We start from the raw sequence: 21981 nt of genomic DNA, 5'->3' as shown, positions 1-21981 counted from the left end.
CCTCCCTGCGGGCGTTCGCCCGCCAATTTTTCAATCGTCGAGGACGGAGACCCTGTTGGGCGGCGTCAGCCGCCGCATGGGCGGGCACGGGGGACCGTGCCCCTCAGGGGGAATCGCCAGATCGAAGGCACCCTGCGGCCTTTAGCAGCTTGGGAGGTACGGCGTCTCCGCTGTCCCCAAAATAGCGGGCACAGGGGACTGTGCCCCTACCGGAAAGTCGCATGGGAGGGACCTCATCCCCGCCGTCAGCTCGAATGCGCCTATAACAAACTGCTGATCGGAAGCGATACCGGCCACCCGGCTTTTGCCGGGGCAAGGGGCTGCGGAAAACATCGCCGGACACCAACCGCCGCCCATAGAGGGCGACATGCTTTGCGCGCTCTCTTCTGGCCGTTCTCCGTGTGCTCTGTGTCTCTGTGGTTCCATCGCTCCATGCCTCTGGACCGATCGGACCGGCTGCAGGGGGAGGTGCGGTCGGCGGTGGTGGTGCAGACGCCGGAGCTGCTCGTCCACGACCTGGACGGGAATCTTGTCCGGGATGGTCGGTGGGTGTACAGTTGGGATGCTGAGAACCGGCTGGTGCGCGTGATGAGCTGGGGCAGTGTGGATCTGCGTCGGGTGGACTGGACGTACGATGCGTTGGGGCGTCGGGTACGGCAGGTGCGCTACGTCTGGACCAACAGCACGTGGCAGGTGGTGGAGGATCTGAAGCTGATGAGTGATCCGGAGCTGTTTGGGCGGCACGTTGTGGAGTTGAACGCGACGAACCACGCCTTGGTGCGGTCGTACGTGTGGGGATCGGATGTTTCGGAAAGCCTGGACGAAGCCGGTGGAGTGGGCGGGTTGTTGTGGGTGCGGTTGAGTGGTGGGGCTACTGCGGGCGTGCACTTTGTGACGTACGACGGCAACGGGAACGTGTGGACCCTGGTGTCCGCGAGCACCGGTACCGAGACTGCGCGGTACGAGTATGGACCGTTTGGGGAGCCGTTACGGTTGACGGGTACTGTGGCCGCTTCAAATCCGTTCCGGTTCAGCACGAAGCGGACGGAGGACGGCACGGGCCTGGTGCTGTACGAATACCGGGCCTATTCACCCAGCATAGGGCGGTGGTTGAGCAGGGATCCGCTCGGGGAACCGGGGTTTGCCCTCATCTTTGAGAGTTCGAAGACGGGTGGAGAAGTAGGGATGCTGGGTGCTCCAATCCTTAACGGCTCACTCCGCACAATCCAGCGGAACAAAAGCGCCATGCTTGACAAGCGCCAAGAAGCCGGAAGCTTCCATCCGCGGCCAACCCGGGCGGGCCTTGCCCACTACGATTTCGTGAACCAAGACCCGATTAATCACGTGGACTTTTTGGGACTCGAGGCTGCTAAACGCAATAAAGATGATAAACCCAAGAAGGACGATCAGGCATGCAAGTCATGCTGCGCCAACCGACCGAACCCGGTGAAGGATTTGTTCAGAACGGCAGCTGATACTTTAGCGGCGGCAATCGCAAACGCGGATGACTGGCCCCCTGAAGCAGCTAAGTCCGCTGCTCAAATGATTCGGATCTTTATCCTGCTATCCCAGGCGAAAGAGGGTTGCGATAAGATGAAAGAGGCGGCTGAGTTATGCTCAGCATTCGCTCGTAAACCCGAGCAAGACAGTTGTGAGCTGTGTTGCCGGCAGATCAAATGTAGTTTTCCACACATTGTTGGGGGTATTGGACACTTCTCGTGTTATTCCATATGCGCAGCATTCTGAGATAGGAGGTATACAACATGAGTGGAGCGCGTAAGGCCGCAGTGGCTGCAGTATTCGTATTCGTCAGTTGTATGCTAGCGACGGTGCCCCAGCAAAGGTCTGCTCTTGGGGAGGAAACGACCGAGACCAAGGTGACGGAGGACCGAGAACGCGGATATTACAGGCGCATCACGGAGACCTTTGTGAGCGGAGAACTGGTATCGCGACGCGTAGAGGTGAGTACGCGTGATGATGGAGAGATCAATCTGGTGCTCGTGAAGTGCTTTCGGAACGGAAAAATGGTATTTGGATCCACGGTGGATAAGATTAGTAATGTCACCGTTCGCGGTTATCATCATCAAGGTAAATGCCTGGCCATGGAGGGAGACGAGGACGGCGACGGATTCTTTGAAACCTTGATCCTGATTGGTGACAACGGAATACCGGTGGAGGGATTTGAAAGAAGTAAAGATGGCACAGTGACACCCATGAGTGAAGAAAGGCTTTCAAAGATTAAGAAAGAGTTCGAGGTAGGAAAAGGTGATTGAGCGCCGTCCGAGAAAGGCTGGCGTGTGCACGTAAGAGATGAATAGGCAGGGATAAACACATGCGGGCAAGCATGGCGGGCGAAGAGGACTCCGCCCCTCCCACAGGGTCCGTTGGGTGGGACCGTGCCGCCGCGGTCTCCTAGAAAAGCCAGACCACAGGGTTCGTGCCGAACCTGCAGCGCGCCCCGATCGGGGGGTGCGCTTACGATCGCCGACAGGTTGGAAGGGACCGCGTCCCCGCCGTCCGCAAGAACATCGGGCACGTAGGACCATGCCCCTCCCGGTGGGCGATCCCGGGCCCAATATTTTTAGTCGCCGGGGACGGCGACCCTGTAGGGCGGCGTCAGCCGCCGCATGGGCGGGCACGGGGGACCGTGCCCCTCCCGACCTATCGGGGAACTGAGGGCATTCTGGGACACCTGCTGATCCGTGAGGTGCCGTGTATTTGGGGGCAATGTCCGACGGGCACAGAGGACTGTGCCCCTCCCACAGGGTCCATTGGGAGGGACCGTGTCCCTGCGGTCCGCAAGGAAAGGCAGACACCGGGGCCCGCGCCGAACCTGCAGCGCCACTCGATCGGCCACTGCCCTTGCGAGCTCCTGCAGGCCGGGAGGGACGGCGTCCCCGCCGTCCGCAAGAATATCGGGACAGAGGACTGTGCCCCTCCCGGGGTGTTCCAACCCTGCGGGGCCCCTCCCAAATTCGACAGGGTGGGAGGAAGCGGGGCTTATGAGGTTGGCGGGGAGCGGACACAGGAGAGTGTGCCCCTCCTGGTAATTGCAGCTCCGCCGCACGGTTCAGCGTTTGTTCTCCGGGATCATCATGCCTTTGTGGACCATCGGGCGGGCGCAAGCTTCTGGCAGAGACCCTGTTCGAAAAAAATGCGGGTGCGGTATTGACAGATTCCGTGGAGCTGGTACAAGGCGGAGCAAAGAGCCAGTTGATGCCGAATTTCATCGGCTCTTATGCGGTCGGGTCGTGATGCCTGCCCTGGGCGCCACGACCGGAATTAAGCAGGCAAGGTTGTGAGCTGGGCCGATCCCAGACGAGAGTTTGACCTGGAAGCGCTGGAGCCGCGGATTTTGTTGTCAGCGGATGCGCTGGGCGCGAGCGGCTTGCGCTGGCCGGGCGCGGTGTCCGACCCGCTCCACGATGACCTTCTTCGTGCGCCCCCCGAGAATCTGACCGGCGACGTGTTCTCCTGCACGGTCGCGGCTGACCAGAACGCCGTGTTGCTGGATGACGTGGCGACTGTTCCGAAGGCTCCGTCGGGTAGTTCCTGTGTGGGACAACATGGCACAGAAGGTCAGGACAGTGGAGATGACCTCGATGCATCGCGACCTGGTGCTCAAGAGACCGGGGCGATTGATGATTCGGACGACGGTTTTGGTCTGGGTGGTCTGAGTGCGGTGGCGGTGGTTTCGGTGGATGTGGTGGATGTGGGGGCAAGTGGTGGCGGCGCGGTTCAGGTAGGGATGGTTTCTGACCAAGGGGCCTCGAGTTGGGTTGCGGGTCCGGTGTGCGGCGAAGAGTCCGGGCAGGGGGCTGGAGCGGTGGTATCCGAGACTTTGGTGGGTGCTTGCGTGGTGGTGACGGAGGAAGCGGGGGTTGAGGAAGCGGGGTATGCGCCCGCTTCCTCGGAGGACGGCGGCGCGACTCCGGGCGTTGTGCTTTCGCCTTTTGCAGCGCGGTTGGTGGAGACGCTGCGGGCTGCCAACGGCCCACCGGATGGTGGGAACGAGATTCACCTGGGTTCGGGCGAAGTTTTGGATCTGGGTGGTGGGGTTCTTTATCTGCAGGATGGGCAGGTGTTGAGTGGTAGCGGCATCGTGCTCGGCGGGGTGGCGGGCAACGGTGTCGTGCGACCTGGCAATTCGCCGGGTCACTTGGTGGTGGGGACTTTCCAACCCGGTCCGGATGCCGTCACCGAGATTGAGATCCAAGGGCCTGGGCAGGGGACGAGCTACGATTGGATCGAGGTGACCGGATCGGCCATCCTCGACGGCACTCTGAAGGTTCTCTTTAATCCTCAGGGCGGTTACACCCCGGCGCTGGGAGATACGTTCAGGGTGATTACCTGGCCGAACGGCGGGCGGACGGGTGAGTTTGCGCGCTGGTTGGGGACTGCATCGATTCCCGGTCGACCGGATTGGGCGTTGCAGCCCTCCTATACTGCAACCGGGCTGGAGCTTCGGATCGTGGCCACGCCCACCCTTGCGCCCGGTGGGGACACGGTGATTTTGAATGCGTTGGACGACCTTGGGAGGGTGGCGGACGCTCTGGATACCTTTGGAACTTTTGCCCAAAGCCTGCCGCTGGTGGGGTCCGATTTGGGGAACCTGGCGGACATGGGCACCGGGCTGGTGAATGGGCTGAGGAACCGGTTGCAATCGGTTCTGATCTCCCTGCCGTCGGCGGCCACGGTGACCCGGACGATTGAGAGCTGGGACGGTACGAGTTTTGGTGGGTGGACATTCCGGGTGCGTGGCGTTTTGGCATACTTTGGGGTGAGCAGTACCGACCCGATGTGGTGGGATGTGGATTTGGAGCTGGAGCCCGGGCCGGTGAACCGGTTTCTGCAGGATGTGGTTGGGGGTGTGTTTGGGGCGGCTTTCAACGGGCCGGCTCCCGCGGTGACGGTTCGGAGTGCGGTGTTGTTGGATTTTTCCGTGGGCCGGGATTCGGGCGGGTTGATTCTCGGGATTGACCAAATTGGTGCGCGGGCGGTGGTTCATGCGACGGGGCTGGGCGGGTACGGGTTCCGGTTCAACCTGCCGACCGGGTCGGCCTCGTTGAGCGGCAGTGGCGGGTCGGTGACGTTGGAGGCTTTTGTCCGGGCGGAGCCGGACCCGAGCATTTTGAGTTCGGGCCGGATCACGTCGGCGACGCTGGGTCGACTGGCGAGCGGGACCCTGGCGGTGGGCGATGCGTTTAACCTGAGCAAGGGTGGTACACTGGACGCTCAATTTCCGCTTTCCGGCAGCCTGACGTTTGTCGGGTTCAGTCTCACCGGCAGTTACCGGGTTCGGGTGGAGTCGGCGAACGTGTTTGCCGGGGCGCCGAGGTTGAGCCTGGAGGTCAACAGTACGTTGACGGTGCTGGGGCAGACACTTACGGGTTCGTTCACCTTTGAGAACACGGGCACGGAGACGCTGTTGCGGGCCAGTGGCGTGAGTTTCTCCATCGCTTCGAATGGCAATCGTGTGCTGAGTGTACAGAACGGGTCGGGGACGTTTGTGTTGCTGGACAGCGGGTTGGCCGGGGTAGTGAGTTTGGATTTCCACCTGGGGCCGGTTATACCGGGTCTGGGGGTGAGTGCTGGTGGCATGACGCTGGCGTTGAACACGTCGGCCGGGTCGGTTCCGACGGTGGGCGGTGAGGCGGTGAATCTGCCGGCCGGGCCTTACTTCCGGGTGTCCGGGAACGGCACCCTGACGTTGTCGAATCCGCAGGCGAGTTTGCAGGGCGGTTTCCTGTTTGAGCCGCGGGACGCGGATGGTGTGCCCGGACAGGAGGTGGCGGTGGCGGTTTCGGGCCTGAGTCTTACGTTCACGGACGGGACAAATTCGCTGTTGCAGGTGACGGACGGCACGGGTGCGTTGGTTTTCCTGGGCAGCGGGTTGGTGGGCGACCTTTCGGCGCAGGCGAGTCTGACGGTGCCGTCGGTGACTATGGCGGGCGGTTTCCGGGTGGTGTTGAATACGACCGGCACTGCGTTCAACCGGAGCTTTGAAGTGGGCGGCGGTGTGGTGACGGTGGACGTGGGGCCCGGTCCGTTGTTGCGGGTCAGTGGTACGGGCGTGACGCTGACGGTGCAGGGGATTGCCCTGAGCGGCGATTTCGGGTTCGAGCGGCGTCAGACGCTGACAGGGGGTGAATGGGTGGTGACGGTGACGGTGTCCGATCTTTCGCTCCGGTTTGGTGGGCTGGCGCCGGATCTGTTGGTGGTGCAGGGCGGCCAAGGGGTGTTCCTTCTGACGGCGCAGGGTCTGGCCGGGACGGCCTCGGCCGCGGTGACGTTGAACGTCCCCGGGGTGACGTTGACGGGCTCGTTTACTGTCGAAGTCAACGATGCGGCGGTGGCGGTGATTGAGACGGTCACCGTGGGTGGGTCGCCGGTGACGGTGAACCTGCCGGCGGGGCCGTATTTGCGGGTGCGGGGGACGGGTGTGACGTTGGGGGTGTTTGGCGCGTCGTTGACGGGCGACTTCGGCTTTGAGCAGAGGACTGCGCAAGGGGGCGGGAGATTGATCCTGGTGACGGCCTCGCAGGTGGGCTTCAGTTTTGGCGGGGGCCTGCTGACGGCCAGCAACGGGTCGGGGACGTTCATGATCACCGATGCCGGCGTGGCGGGGCAGGGGCAGATTACCGTGGCGGTGACGGCTTTCGGGAGCACGTTCTCGCACACGTTCGACTGGTCCTTCAACACCGCGGCCTCGGCCTTCCGACAGACCGTGGGTGCGTCTCTCACATTGAATTTGCCGGCCGGACCGTTCCAGAGGCTGGATTCCGGCCCCATTCCGGTGAGCGTCCAGGTGACCGTTGGGTCGTACACCCAGAGTTTGCAGGGCCGGTTCATTCTCGGATTGGTCCCCGGGAGCACTCCGTATGTTACGGTGGCGGCCTCGCAGGTGAGCGCCACTTTGAACGCCGGACCGGTGAACCTGCACGTTTCGGGAGGCACGGGTGGGTTTGTGATTTATGCGAGCGGCCTGGCGGGGGAGGTGCGGGTGGCGCATGCGAGCCTGTCCGGGGCGGGTCCCTTGACCCTTACGGCGCAGAACCTGCGGCTGCGCGTCAACAACACCGGCGGTGATGTGGGCGTGGCCGATCCCGTGGTGGTACGGGTGAATGATGATCCGGCCGAGAATGTCACCCTCCGTTTCGAGGGGGCGTATTATCACAACTTCCTGGCGGTTTCGGGCACGGCGGAGCTGGGCGGGTTGGCGGGGGGCGTGGTGTTGGGTGGGAATTTCCTGATCGAACGGGCGGTGGTGGGCGGGAGTCCGGTTATCAAGGTGGGTGCCACGGATCTGCACTTCGCCCTGAAGGCCGGCAGCTTCACGGTGGTGTCGTTTGATCAAGGGTCGGGTGCGTTTCTGATTTCCGGCGGCGGCATTGCCGGGGAAGCCGATCTGCAGTTTGAGACCGGAGTGGTGGGTTTGTCCGGGGCGATTCGGTTGCAGCTCAACACCACGGGCAGCCCGGTCAACGTGACCGTCACGCTGCCCGGTGGGCCGCGGGCACTGAATTTGCCGGCTTCGCTGGGCCTGGTTGTGCGGGTGAACGGGCACCTGCACGTGGGCTCATTTGCCCTGCCGTTCGACCTCGTGGTGCGGGTCAGCGGCGGGACGGTGGAGTTCCGCGACGGGACCACGAACCAACTGTTGGTCTCGGTGGACAGCGCGGGGAACATCACGCTGGGCGGACCTTTGGCATCGCTCAGCAACTTTGATTTCGCGCGGGCCACGCCGTTGGAGTGGGTGACGATGTTGCGGCAGCTGTGGCAGTGGCTGGACAGTTTCCAGAACTCCAGTCTGTTCCAGGTCACGATTCCCTTTACGGACGGGGTGAAACTGGCTGATGTATTGGACTGGCCGCAACTGTTCATGGACACGCTTTACAAGTACCTGGTGAGTGTGGAACTGCAGTCGCGGTCGGTCTTCGCCTCCACGGTTCACACGGGTCCGTTGAGCGGGGCCCAACTGAAGATCCGGCTCAATGACGAACCGGTGCAGACCTTGACGGTCACTGATACCGTTGGAGACCCGAACAGCCGGACCGGGACCGAGCTGGTTCAGTTGTTGAACCATGCGATCAATGCGGCCGGTTTGGCCGGTCGGCTGGTGGCGCGCATCAACAAGAACCAGCAGGTGGTGATCGCGCTGCGGGAATCGGAGATTGCGAAGAACACCACGCTGGCGCTCGTGGATGCGGACGCGGTGGTCGCGGGTTTGGGCTTTGGGCCGGGTGACGGCAACCCTGACACGGTGGACCAGTCGGCGGTCCTGGTGGAGCGGTTCAGCACGGAGGATTTGTTCCCCGCCATTGCGGACGTGTTGAACGACGGGCTGTTGGATGGTGACGGCGGCGTTGTGTACGACCCGGCCCGCCGCATGTACACCTACGCGGTCAACAGAACCGCCACCTACACCACGCAGGATTTGCTCGGTTCGCCCACGGTTCCGTTCCGGTTCAGCACTTCGCTGGGGCCCATTGGCGGTGCGACTGTGACGGGCGCCCTGCAGTTCAGTGCCACGGTGGGATTCCAATTTACCCTGGGCTTTGACCTGAGCGCCGCGGATGTGCCGCGGGTGTTCTTTGGCCAGAGCGTGCCGGTGCCGGTGCATGGGCGGCTGAGCGCCGACGCGCATTTCGGGATCTACTTGAACGATCAGGAACCGAACCCGCTGGGGACATTCAGTCAGTTGTTCCCCATTACGCTGACCGCTGCACTGACCAACGACAATTCCAGCGTCGCCGACCTCGCGGCGGACCTGAACAGCGTGTTGGCCACGGTGTCCTACGGGTCGGGGACGTTGGGCGACGTGTTGGAGGCCCGGGCCGCGGGGGGCACGGTGGTGTTGTCGGCCAAAGCCGATCAGCTGGGGATCATCAACCGGATCGTCATGATTGCGCCGCGGCAGGATCCGGTGGTGACCGAGTTGGGCTTTGGGGACCAGCTGCTGGATCTGGACAACAATCCGGCCACCACCACGGACCAGGTCGCCATGAGCCGGGTGGTCAGCCCCGTGCGCGGGCTGTTCGTTGAGAATGCCTCCCTGCAGGCCTCGGCGAGCATTACGACGGTAGCGCCCGGCATACAGGGCAGCATTCGGTTGGGGTTCGTGGAAGTGCAGACTTCCGGCGGGGCCTTCGGCACCCTTGCGTACGACGGGGTGACTCCGGCACCGGTGACCGTGTCGCTTTCCTTGCGGAACCAGAGCACGGGCGAGACCCGGTTATATATCACCGAGCTGTTCCGGAACACCTCTTCGGACCACATTGCCAACCTGGTACCGTCCGTCCAGTTCGGCGGCAGTTTCCTGGCCCGGCTGGACAACATCACGGTGACCGGCCTGGGTTTCCCGGTGCCGTTGAACAATCCGCGCATTTCGGTCTGGATTCCGGACATCACGCACCTGGAGTACAACCCGGATCCGTATGATCCCGTGTCGAATCCGCGCGGGATGTTCGTGACGTACCCGTCGTTGGGGGGGCTGGACAATCTCAGCCGGTTGAATTTCGTGACGATCATTCGCGCGCTGCAGGCTGTGGCGGACAATCTCTCGAGGCTGAGCGCCTTTTCGTTCCTGGACGAGCCGTTGCCGTTTGTGAATTTGAGCGTGCATGACATGCTGGATTACGCCGGCCGGATTGCGGAGTGGCTGGACGGGGTGTCGGCTGCCGGATCGCAAAGCACGTTGCAAAACACGCTGGCCGAACTGAAGCGGCAGATTGACGTGTTGTTCCATCTGGATCCGGGCATCCTGAGCGTGACGCTCAACGAGAATGGCGTGCCGGCCAGCAGTCTGGTGACCTCCGGCGGCAGCTCCAGCACGCCCAGCTCGCTGTTGATCAATTATGATGGCGACAACAACGCCTTCCGGATCACCGCCACCAGCAACGGGACCGCCCTGAACGGCACGGTGGTTCGGATTGTGGGCGATGCCACCATCACCGATGCCACCGCGCGTGCAGCCTGGGACGGCAACCAGAAACTCCTGACCATCCGAATTCAGCCGGGTCGGACCACCGCGGCGGCCGTTGTGTCGGCGATCAACGCACTGGGTTCGCCCTGGAACGCCGCACTGGCTCCGCCGGACAATCCCGCTTCCGGCAATGACGGCTCCGGCACCATCACCACGGCCGCCCTCGAATTCACCCTTCACTTCACCACGGCCTATTCGAATTCCCTCCCCCTGAACCTCGACCTGCAAGAGCTGCTCCGCCATGTGGCCGGTGACAACCCGACGCTCCGGGCCTTCCTCCAGTTCGCCACGACGCTGGTTCAGATCAAGGGCGAGGGGCAACTGACGGTCAGTGCCAGTGCGGATCTCCAACTCAAGTTCGGTCTGGACATCACGGATCCGCTGCGCCCGAGGCCGTATCTGGGTGATGCCACGGCGGTTACCCTGCTGGCGCGCGTGGCCGGTACGCAGATCAACCTGGAGGCCTCGATGGGTGCCGTGTTCGGCATCTTCATCCGGGACGGCACGGTCACGGTGGACCGGGACGGCAGTCCGGACACCGGCCCCGCGCAGGGGGACCGTGGTGCGGAGTTCCGGTTGGGATTGAGGGATCCGAACGGGGACGGTCGCCTGTACCTCGACGAAGACTGGCTGAACGGCGAGGTGGTGGACCTTCGATTGGAAGGCGGTGTCAGCGCCCGTCTGCCGGTGTTTGCCCCGCTGGAAAGCACGCCTCTCGGAGGCAATGCGGACCAAAACGGAGACGGGTATCCCGACCACTACCTGGTGGTGGAAATCCCGGACCTGGTGCGGCTGTTCATCGAGGAAGCTGTCAACACGAGGGCTGACGGCCCGGTCAAGGTCGTCCCGTTTGCCGGACTGCACAATGATCTCCGGATCCAAAGCAACGGCTCGATCACCAACTATCGGATCCTGTTCCTAGACGATCAGAGCGGCGACACCGCCCTGGCTTCGTACGATACGGCCACCAACACACTCACGGTTCGGATTGACCTCGGCACGACGCGCGCGGTGGTGGCCCTGGCGGCGATTCAGAACGCCGTGGGTGCCGGCGGCGCATTTGCCGCCAGTGCGCTGACGGCGGATGACGACGGCGATCCCAACACGGCCTCCAACAACGGAAACGGTCGGCTCCAAAACGTTCTGCTGATTGCGCCGGATTTCAGCCGGCTGTTCGACGGGCTGGAGCTGTGCGATGTCATTGCCAACAGCATCGACGAGATTCTGGCCGGTCTGGACCGCTTCCTGGGGTTGATCGAGGACGGCCTGAAGAGCGTGGTGTACAACACCCGGTTGCCGCTGATCGGGAACGGGTTGCAGGGGGCGGCGAATTTCATCGGGGAGTTCCGCAACGGACTGCTGCGCGAGTTGCGGGCCGAAGTGAGGGCGGCGGGCGGCAATGGACTGACGGCGCTCGAAAATGCAATCAAGAAGGCGCTCTGGAACTCGCTCGGCCCGGGCGGGCTGAACCTGTTGGTGAATTATGAGACCGGCGGGCCGCTCGATCCCGCGGCCGGATTCAGCCAGCTGGACGTGGTGCTGGATTGCGAGACCGGGCTGGTGGTGAACATCCGGCTGGCCCGCACCCTGGCGTTGCTGGACACCACGCAAAACCCCATAGACTTCGATATCGGGGTGCCGGGGTTCGGGCTTTCAGTGGACGGCAACGTGGTGCTGTCGCTCGGGTTCGATTGGAAATTCGGGTTCGGCGTGGATCTTACCCACGGGTTTTATTTCAACACGTCCGCCCCTGCCACAGCGCCCGAGCTGCAAATCTTCTTCCGGGCTGAGATTCCGGGCCTGCACGCCAGCGGCCAGTTGTTCTTCCTCCAGTTGGACGTGATGGACGATGCGGAGGCGCCCAGCTTCTTCGAGGGCTTTTTCCGCGTGGATCTGAAGGATCCCAACCGGGACGGCAAGCTCACCATGGCCGAGCTGTTCTCCAGCGGCACGCAGTTTGGCGATATTCTCCACGCGGTGCTGGGTGCCGAGGCCCGGATCAACCTCGACCTGATTGCCAGCTTCGGCGGGAATACGGCCTTCCCGCGGGTGCTGGCCGATTTCACGCTCACCTGGGTGGCCAGCACCGACCAGGGGATCCGCCCGCCGGTCATCGATTTCACCAACATTCGGCTGGATCTGGGCACCTTTGTGAGTGACTTTCTCGGCCCGATCCTCCGGGAAATCCGCAAGGTCACCGAACCGATCCAGCCGCTGATTGACATCGTGACCATGCGACTGCCGGTCCTGTCGGATCTGATGGGCCGGACCGTGACGATCCTGGATCTGGCGGCCTCCTTTGGTTACCTGGAACCCTCCACGGTGCGGTTTATTCAGAACGTCCTGCAGGTCGTGGACCTGATCAACCAGCTGGACGGGCTGGGGGAGGGGACCATTCTGATTCCGTTCGGTTCGTTCCGGCTGGCGGAAGGACCGGACGGCCGCCGGACGGAGATCCAGTCCCTGGAAGCGTTGGCGTCGCAAACCTTCAGGGATATTGCGGCGGCCGCGCAGGCGGCCACGGGGCCGGGCGCCAGCAGCACCTACACAAGCAAAGTGGCCGGGTTCGTCGGGGACGTGGGCAGCCTGGACAACTTCTCCGTGCCTGTGTTCCAGAATCCGACCGAACTGTTCAACCTGTTCATCGGCGAGCCGGTCCGCCTGATCGAATGGCGGATGCCCACGTTCAGGTTCAAGTTCACCTACACCCAGTCCATTCCCATTTACCCGCCGCTGTATGCGAAGTTTGGCGGTACCATCGGCGCAGACATCAACATTGGATTTGGCTACGACACGTTCGGCATCCAGAAGTTCATCAGTTCGGCGGACAAGAACTTCCTGGACATTCTGGACGGCTTTTATGTGCTGGACTTCGATGCCAGCGGGCGCGATCAGCCGGAGGTCCGACTCTATGGTGAATTGTTTGCCGGGGCGGAGATCAACCTGGTGGTTGTCAAGGCCGGGGTCCAGGGCGGTCTCGGCTTCGAAGTCACCTTCGACCTGAACGACATCAACGACGACGGACGGGTGCGGGTCAGTGAAATCATCGCCAACGCCCAGCAGGATCCCCGGTGCATCTTTAACATCGAGGGCCGGATCTACGTCTTCCTCGAGGCGTTTTTGAAGATTGACCTGTTCTTCTTCAGCATCGACAAGACGTGGCGTTTCGCGGAGATCACCTTGTTCAGCATCGAGATCACGTGTCCCGAACCGGTCCTGGCGGAGAAGCAGGGCACGGACCTGCTGCTCAACATCGGGTCCCGCGCAGCGCGGCGGCTGGAGATTGACACCTCCGACGGCAGCGAAACGTTCATCGTGCGGCACGTCAGCGGATCGGCGGGGGCCGAAACCGTCGAGGTGCAATGGCGCAACTGGAAACAAACGTTCGAGGGCGTGGCCCGGATCATTGTGGAGGATGCTGGTCAGGGCAACGACTACCTCGACTTCCGCGGGGTGCTTGCCACGGTTGAGGTCCGTGGAGGTCCGGGGAACGATACCATCTTCCTGGGTGACGGACCCAACTCGAGGGCCTGGGGTGATGAGGGCGACGATTTCATCGTGGCCAGTCCCGTCAGCGGCGTCACTGGTGTGATCCTTTACGGCGGTCCCGGTAACGACACCCTCATCGCCGGTGCTTCCGCCATCGTCATCTACGGCGGGCCCGGTCATGACATCATCACGGGTTCTCCCGAGGCCGACGAATTGTACGGCGACGACGGGAACGACATCATCCGGGGTGGTGCGGGTGATGACATCCTCCGCGGCGGCCGCGGCAATGACGAACTCCATGGCGAGGACGGCAACGACTGGTTGCGGGGCGACGACGGCAACGATGTGTTGTACGGCGGCGTGGGAGACGATGTTCTCGAGGGTGGCGCGGGTGACGACCGGCTGTTCGGTGGTGCCGGCAATGACATCCTCCTGGGCGGGCCGGGATCCGACTGGATCAACGGCCACGGCGGCGTGGACCTCTTGATCGGGGACGATGATCCGGACGTCCCGATCACCATTAACGGACTTTCCATCACGGCGGCCAACCTGTCCGCGTTGCGGGCGGCGGTGGCCGCGATTCCCACGGCGGGTCTAACTGTTCGCAACTTGCCCGGTGCTCAGAGCACTGCACGGGGCAATGACACCCTCATCGGCGGCGGTAACGTGGACATGATCTTCGGCGGGCCCGGTAATGACATCATCTATGGCGGCAACTTTATGAACAAGGGCGAAACCACCGTGATCGAAGAGGATCACAACGACTTCATCGATGGCGGGCCCGGCGACGATGTGATCTTTGGTGACGATTCAATGGGTCGGACGGGTGACCGTGACACGGGCATATCCATCCAGTCGGCCATTTTCTACGATCTGAACCAGAACGGCATTCGCGACCCGGACGAGACGGGCTTTGGCGGTGTCACGGTGACCTTGTATCGGAACGACGGACTGTTGATTGGCTCCACCCGGACCGAGGTGGACGGTTCCTTCAGGTTCACCGGCCTGGATCCCGACCGTTACTATCTGACCTTCAGCCCGGTGCCGGGCATGACCTGGGTCAGCCAGTTCGGCGGCGGCGCGACAAATCCCGAGGAAGCGGCCAATGACAGCGACGTGTATCCGGACGGAGCGCTGGCCGGCCGCACACCCGACTTCCAACTCACCTTCGAGGAAACGGAACGCAACATCGCCGCCGGGTATCAGGGTCCGTCCGTATTATCTGTGGAGAACGTCTCGGTCATTGAGGGCAACAGCGGTCAGACGACCGTAACCCTCCGGGTGACCCTCTCCGGTCCGCAACGCGTGCCGGTGAGCGTCCGGTATGCCACCGCTGACGGCAACGACCCCGATCCCTATCGAAATGCCACGGCCGATTCCGGCGATTACATCGGCGCCAGCGGCGTGCTGACCTTTGCCCCCGGGGAAACGGTCAAGACGCTGTCCTTCGTGGTATTGGGGGACCTGATCTACGAGGAACACCAGCAATTCCGCGTGTTGTTCTCCGATCCGTCGCCCGGAATCCAGATTCCGGCCTCGGCCGCCGTGGCGCTCGTCACCATCATCAACGATGATCCCGTTCCGGTGATCAACGCCGGGGATTATGTGCCGCCTTCGACCCTGCTGCCCGATGGTACCCGCGTGTGGCTGGTGCCGGAGGACACCGTCGCCGAGTTCGTGATTACACTCTCCAACCCGAGCGAGTATCCCATCACGGTACAGTACCTGGTGGACTCGGCTTACGACTGCGGTTGCGATCCGAATCCGGCCAAGCCCTACCCGTTGTATCCGGACGGAGATTATGTCCAGCCGGCGCCGGGCACGCTCGCGTTCCAGCCCGGGGAAACCGCCAAACGCATCACCGTCAGCCTGCGACAAGACTCCCTGGATGAATACGACGAGAGCTTCTATGTGGAATTGTTCAACCCCACCTATGCCCGGATTGGTAAGGCCCGCGGGTACGGCATCATCCCTGACGATGACGCGCCCGTGAGCGTCTCCATCCACAAGCCGGGTGATCCGGGCATCTTTGCCATCAGTGTGTTTGAGGGCAACGGCGGTTATGTGCTGGTCCCGGTGGAGGTGACGCTCTCAGCCCCCAGTGGGAAGACCGTGACGGTTAGTTATGCCACCGCTCCGGGGACGGCCGTGGAGACGGTGTATTCGGGCGACCTGGCCGATGCACCGGATTACCTGGCCAATCCGAATGAAGGGATGCCCGTGCAGGACCGCGTCCTGGTCTTTGCTCCGGGCGAGACGTCGAAGATCCTCACCATCAAGGTCTTCGGGGATACCCGGGCTGAGCCTGACGAATTCTTCTTCGTCAATCTCCTGAATGCGGAGAATGCCGTGGTGGCGGCCGACCCCGCGTCCGAGAGCAACCATTTTGTCATCAACATCGTGGACGATGATGGGCCGGTCGCGGTGGATGCCGGGCCGTGGAGCGTTTACTTTGGCCAGGCGACCTTTGTGGTGCAGGAGCCGGTCTCCGGCACTGCGTATGCGTGGATTACCCTGCATCGAACGCCGGGCAGCTCGCAGCCCGTGGCCGTGTTCTACACGCAGAACGGCACCGCCACGGCCGGCAGTGATTACACTGCCGTGCAGCGCCACGTGGTTTATTTCCGGGGCAATGAGACCACCAAGTTGGTGCCCATCGCCATCCATGCCGACGGCGTGACCGAGGGCGACGAGACGGTTCTGTTGTTCCTGCGAAATCCGACGGGTGGCCCCGTGCGGGCGGGTCCGGACACGGCCACGCTGGTCATCCGTGATGCCGACCTGCCGGTGGTGTCGGTCGAGGCGCCCTTCCTGGGTTTGAGCTATGATTCGGTGAAGGGGATTTGGGTGCCTGTTTACGGAGTGGTGGAGGGCACCGGAGCCGGCACCACCACGGCCAACTTCACCATCCGGTTGAGCGGCCCGGCACCGCCCGGCGGCGTGTATGTGGATTGGACCACGGTGAGCAGCACGGCCCGGGCCGGTCAGGACTTCACGGCCGCCTCCGGCACCGCCTTCATTCCTGCGGGCGGCACCTCCACCGTGGTGAGCGTGGCCGTGACGCGCGATGCCCAACCGGAGGTTACTGAACGGTTCGGTCTGCGCCTGTCCAATCCCGTCCGTGCCGTGCTGCATCCGCACCAGTTTGTGGCTTCATCGCCCATTTACGATGATGACCTGTACACCGTGCAGGGTGTGGTGTTCCACGACGCCAACGGCAACGGGTTCCGCGACATCGGCGAAGCCGGCATCGCCAACGTCACGGTGGAAATCACCTGGATGCAGAACGGCGTGAACCAGGTGGCCACCGTCAAGACCGACAACAACGGCGTTTACAGGCATCCGGTGGCGTTGGGACCGGTTTCCGTCCGCGTGGACGGCGCCACGGTCAAGTCGCCCTGGCAAAAGGGCTTTGGGCCCTACCTGCTGATGGGCTGGTCCGGCACCTGGACCAATACCACCAACAACGAAAACCAGAGCGTGACCTTTGAAGGGATCACCGGCCTGTCGCCCTTCAGTCCGGTGGGATACCGCAACAGCTTGAGCCTTGGCGTGCAGGAGGGGTCCACCCGGGAGGTCGGCCGGGGTGGGACCGATGACACCATCTTTGGCGGGCCGGGTAATGACCGGATTGACGCCGGGGGTGGGGATGATCACGTCGTGGGCGGGCATTGGCAGACGGCCACCGACACCAACATGCCAGTCAACCGTACCGCTTACGATGCCGAGGTCGTTGTCGTGACCTCCTCAACGAACCTGGCAAGCGAGTATGGTCTGCCACCCGGTTCAACCCTGCATCCGATTTACGATGACGGCCCGATCTTTGCGGTCAGACCGCAACTGTTCCCCGGCAGGATCAGGGGCGAGATCTGGCGGGATCTGAACCTGAACAACGTACAGGATCCGGGTGACTCCCTGTTGACCGAGGGCGTGTTGGTGACCCTCCTGGATGCGGCCGGTAACCCGGTGAATGCCGTCTTCACCACCACGGGGATCTATGAGTTCACCAACCTTTACATTGACCCGAACCCCGCCAATCCGAGCCGGTATGTGGTGGAGTTCGAGCTGCCGAATGGCTACACGTTCGTGAGTGCCAACGTCGGCGATGCCAATCCGGTCACCGATGCCTCCGCGGTGGACAGCGACGCAGAATTTGTGAACCGCACGCGTGTCATCGAGCTGACCCCGAGCAATCCCCAGAAGCTCACGATCGACGCGGGTGTTGTTCCCGCCGGGCAATATGCAGAGGTGGGGAACTACCAGTTCAGCCGCGGCACCTACAGCGTTTCGGAGGTTCAGCCCGGCTACGTGGAGATCACGGTCCTCCGGGGTGGGGCCACCACGGCGGGTGTGGTGGTGGCCCGTACCCTGGACGGGACCGGCCCCAACGGCGCGGTCTCGGCCCCGCCGGCTGCCCGCAACTTCACCGCCACGACGGTCGTGCTGGTGTTTGACGTGGGTGAAACGGTCAAGACCTTCCGCATCCCCATCCACAATCGCAACCTTGGCTTTACCGAGTTCCGTTACTTCACGCTGACGCTGCATGACGCCACCGGCCGGCCTTGTGACACGGCGACCGTGTACATTGTGGGGGCGGCCAATCCCACGGTTACCGACGACGATTTCATCCTGGGCGGTGCGGATTGGGACATCCTCCTGGGCGATTCAGGCAGCATTCCGGCTTATGCTGTGACCGGCCCATGGGCCGAGATGGATCAGCCCACGCGGCTGGGACGGATCGAGAGGTTTGGTGGCCCGGGTCATGACGTGATTGATGCCGGACCGGGCGCCGACTTCGTGGATGGGCAGCTCGGAGACGATCGACTGGCCGGCGGCGACGGCGTGGACATTGTGCTGGGCGGGCTGGGCGATGACCGGATTGAGGTCGGCCAGGGCGACGATGACATCCGGGGCGATCCCGGTCGGGACACCGTGATCTCACGCCGGCCGGTGCCGGGCATTGTGCTGACGCCTGCTACGCTGACACACCAACATTGGTTGGGCGGTTCGTTGGTGCCGTTGAACGTTCATACGCTGCGGGACGACCTGGAGGTGGCTGAACTGTATGGCGACGCCCAGGACAATCGCTTCGACCTGAACGGCTGGACCCGCACCGCCATCATTCATGGGTCGGGTGGGACGGACACGCTCCTGGTCACCAACGACACCGACATGGTGCTGAAGGATGCCACGGCATGGGAAAGGCTGTTCTGGATCTTGTGGATGGGATTCCCGAAGGATGCGGCCCTGGCGCTGCCCACCGGAGCCACGTATCACCTGGCCTCGCTGGAGAACGTGACTCTCCAAGGTGGGCCCTCGGCGAATGTGCTGGACGCCTCCGGATACTCGCGGTCGGTCACGTTCGTCGCCACGGCGGGGAACGACACGTATTGGGGTGGCTCGGCCGGTGACGTGTTCCGGTTCGTCGTGAATCAGCCGCTGGGGGTCATCACCCTGCGCGGCAACGGGGGAGCCGACACCCTGGACTTCTCCGGCACTCCCGACGGTGTGGTGCTGGACATGGCGATCCTGAACACCGTGCAGACCGTCCACCCGGACCTCGACCTGATCCTGCTGGATGAGATTGAGAACGCCGTCGGCGGTGACGGTGATGACGTCCTGCTCGGGAACAGTCTCGACAACGTGCTGCAGGGCGGCCCGGGCAACGACTGGCTCGAGGGTCGTGCGGGTAGCGAGACCTATGTGTTTGACACCGACCTGCCATGGGGCGACGAGACCGTGGTCGAGCATTTGGGCGATCCCGGTGTGGACACCCTCGACTTCTCCGGAACCACCACCCGGTCCATCCAACTGAACCTGGGATTGGTGGGTGTGTTCCAGACCGTCAACGACCATCTCCGGCTGCAGTTGGTGGGTGAAGGGATTGAGGTGGTCCGGGGCGGTGCGTTGGACGACGTCATCCGGGGCAACAGCAACCACAACCGCCTCGAGGGCGGCCCCGGGAATGATCTCCTGGATGGCAAGGGCGGAGACGACTGGCTCGATGGCGGCCCGGGCAACGACATCCTGCTGGGCGGCGAGGGCACGGACCGCATCGTCGAGTCCGCCAACACCGATTTCGTGCTGACCGACCACGAATTGCGCCGCGGCACCGGTGAGGTGGACATCCTGGAGAGAATTGAGATCGCCCACCTTACGGGCGGCCCGGGCAACAATACCTTCATCCTCACCGGCTGGACCGGACAGGGCAGCCTCGACGGCGGCGGCGGTCTGGACACTGTGGTATGGGCGGCCGACGGCGACTTCTTCCTGACGGACACGGGCCTGGCCGTGAGCGTGGCCAGTGGGCCCATGATCCTGAATTCGATTGAACAGGCCCGTCTCATCGGCGGCGAGGGCAACAACCTGCTCGACGCCTCGGGCTTCTCGGGTCGGGCCATCCTCGTCGGCGGTCTGGGTAACGACACGATCATCGGCGGCAGCGGCCCGGACATTCTCATGGGCGGTCCCGGCGACGACACCCTTACGGGCGGCCGGGGCAACGACGTGATTGACGGTGGCACGGGCGTCAACCTGCTGATCGAGGATTTGTCCGGTGCGGTCTGGCCGGTGGAGTTTGTGGTGCAAAACCGTCGGCTGTTCATCACCCAGCGCGATCCCGCGCCCACACCCACGGATGATTCCATCTACGAGGTGGACCAGCTGGATGGGATCCAGCAAATGCTGTTGATCGGCAGTGGTCAGGACGACTCGTTCGACATCAGCGGCTGGACCGCAGGGGCTTTGACGTTGTGGGGCGGCGGTGGTACCCAGGACACGCTGCGTCTGCTCCTGCCGGTGCCCGGGGCTCCCGCGCCGGCTGGCAGTACCGTGACGCTCACTTCCACAAGCGTCACCTTCACCGGTGCCGGCGGTTCGATCACGTTTGTCTCCGTGGAAAGGGCCGTGCTAACCGGCACCGAACGGGATGACGTGTTTGATCTCAGGCAGTTCACCGGGACGGCCTGGGTGTACGCCGGCGATGGAAACGATCTCATCCTCGACGGACCGGGCGCCAACTGGTACGAGGGCGGCCCCGGCGATGACCGGTTCAAGTTCTTCCCGGACGGCTCCGCGGGTCCGGACCTGAATGTGATCCTGGGCGGCCCCGGCAGTGACACGATTGATCTCTCGGCATTCAGCACGGCTGTAACGGTTGACCTGGGCCTGCTGGGCGTTACCCAGACCGTTGTTGCCGGCGAGCTATACTTCCTTTTGCTCGCGGAGGACCTTGAGAATCTGATCGGCGGCTCGGGTAACGACAATTTGCGCGGCAACAGCCTGGACAACGTCCTGACCGGCGGACCCGGACAGGACAACCTCGACGGCGCCGGCGGGGTGGATACTGTGGTCGAAACCGCAGACGCAGACTTCATCCTTACCAACAGCACACTTACGATTGGCGGCGTCACCGACACGCTGACGAGCATTGAACGCGCCCGGTTGACCGGTGGGCCCGGCAACAACCTCCTCGACGCCTCGGCCTTTGGCGGCTCGGTGACACTGATCGGCGGGGAGGGCAATGACGTGCTCATTGGCGGGGCCGGGTCGGACATCCTGGTGGGCGGGCCGGGCGACGACATCCTCCGCGGCGGCCCGGGCAACGATGTCTACCGGTTCGACGTGGATGACGTGCTGGGACAGGACATCGTGGATGAGGTTCCCGGTGCCGGGTTTGATATGCTGGACTTTTCCGAGACGAGCTCGGTGGGTGTGACGGTCCGCCTGGGTGTCACGTCGCCGCAGACGGTGGCGGCCGGCCGTCTGGTTCTCACGCTCATTCATGACAACAGCATCGAATACCTCCGGGGCGGTGACGGAGACGATGTGCTGGAAGGCAATGCACTGGACAACTACATCAGCGGCGGGCGGGGTAACGACCAGATCCTCGGTGGGGCGGGCACGGACACCGTCTTCGAATCCCGTGATGCGCACATGACCCTGACGGACACGACGCTGAGGATCGGTTCGGAGCTGAATCAGTTGAACAGCATGGAGCGGGCCGTGCTCGTGGGTGGCGCCGGTGCGAATGTCCTGGATGCCAGTCTCTTTACGGGGGTGGCGATCCTGTACGGCATGGAAGGCGATGACACGCTGTATGGCGGCAGCGGGAATGACGAACTGTATGGCGGTGACGGCAACGACACACTCCGCGGCAACGGGGGTGACGATCTTCTGGTCGGTGGCCGGGGTAACGACGTCTACATCTTCGACCTGAGCTTTGAGCAGGGGACCGACACGGTGGTGGAATGGCCGGGTGAAGGTTATGCGGACATGTTGTTGGGCATCGGCCTGAGCGGTCTTGTGGTGAACCTGCACACCAGTGCACCTCAGGCGTTCATCCACCTCGTCCTGATCCTGAACCCGGCTTCCACGGTGGAATACTCGTTCTAGGCCTTTTAGGAGTACCCATGAGAGACTTGATTGCCACTCGAACGTTTGGAACCGGTCCCGGGGCGCCGGGGCGGGGTCGGGAACCGGCCCCGGCCGGGCAGCCGCATGGGGCT

3 protein-coding genes are annotated in these 21981 nt (G+C 63.1%); all 3 read left to right on the top strand.

The genetic code is table 11. From position 1 onward, the window contains the following. The first annotated feature begins 432 nt into the window (after positions 1 to 432). The 3 genes from G4L39_RS12140 to G4L39_RS12130 all read left to right on the top strand — a co-directional run bounded on the left by G4L39_RS12140 (position 433) and on the right by G4L39_RS12130 (position 21868). Positions 433 to 1746, top strand: coding sequence for an RHS repeat domain-containing protein (locus G4L39_RS12140; RefSeq protein ID WP_165108455.1), 1314 nt, complete (start codon positions 433 to 435; stop codon positions 1744 to 1746). 71 nt (positions 1747 to 1817) lie between these two features. Further along, positions 1818 to 2273, top strand: a complete 456-nt coding sequence (locus tag G4L39_RS12135; protein WP_205880990.1) for a hypothetical protein — start codon at positions 1818 to 1820, stop codon at positions 2271 to 2273. Positions 2274 to 3298: 1025 nt separating this feature from the next. Next, positions 3299 to 21868, top strand: coding sequence for a Calx-beta domain-containing protein (locus G4L39_RS12130; RefSeq protein ID WP_165108453.1), 18570 nt, complete (start codon positions 3299 to 3301; stop codon positions 21866 to 21868). Positions 21869 to 21981: the final 113 nt, after the last annotated feature.

Source organism: Limisphaera ngatamarikiensis (assembly GCF_011044775.1).
GTDB lineage: Bacteria > Verrucomicrobiota > Verrucomicrobiia > Limisphaerales > Limisphaeraceae > Limisphaera > Limisphaera ngatamarikiensis.
This window is presented reverse-complemented; position numbering and strand designations above follow the sequence as displayed.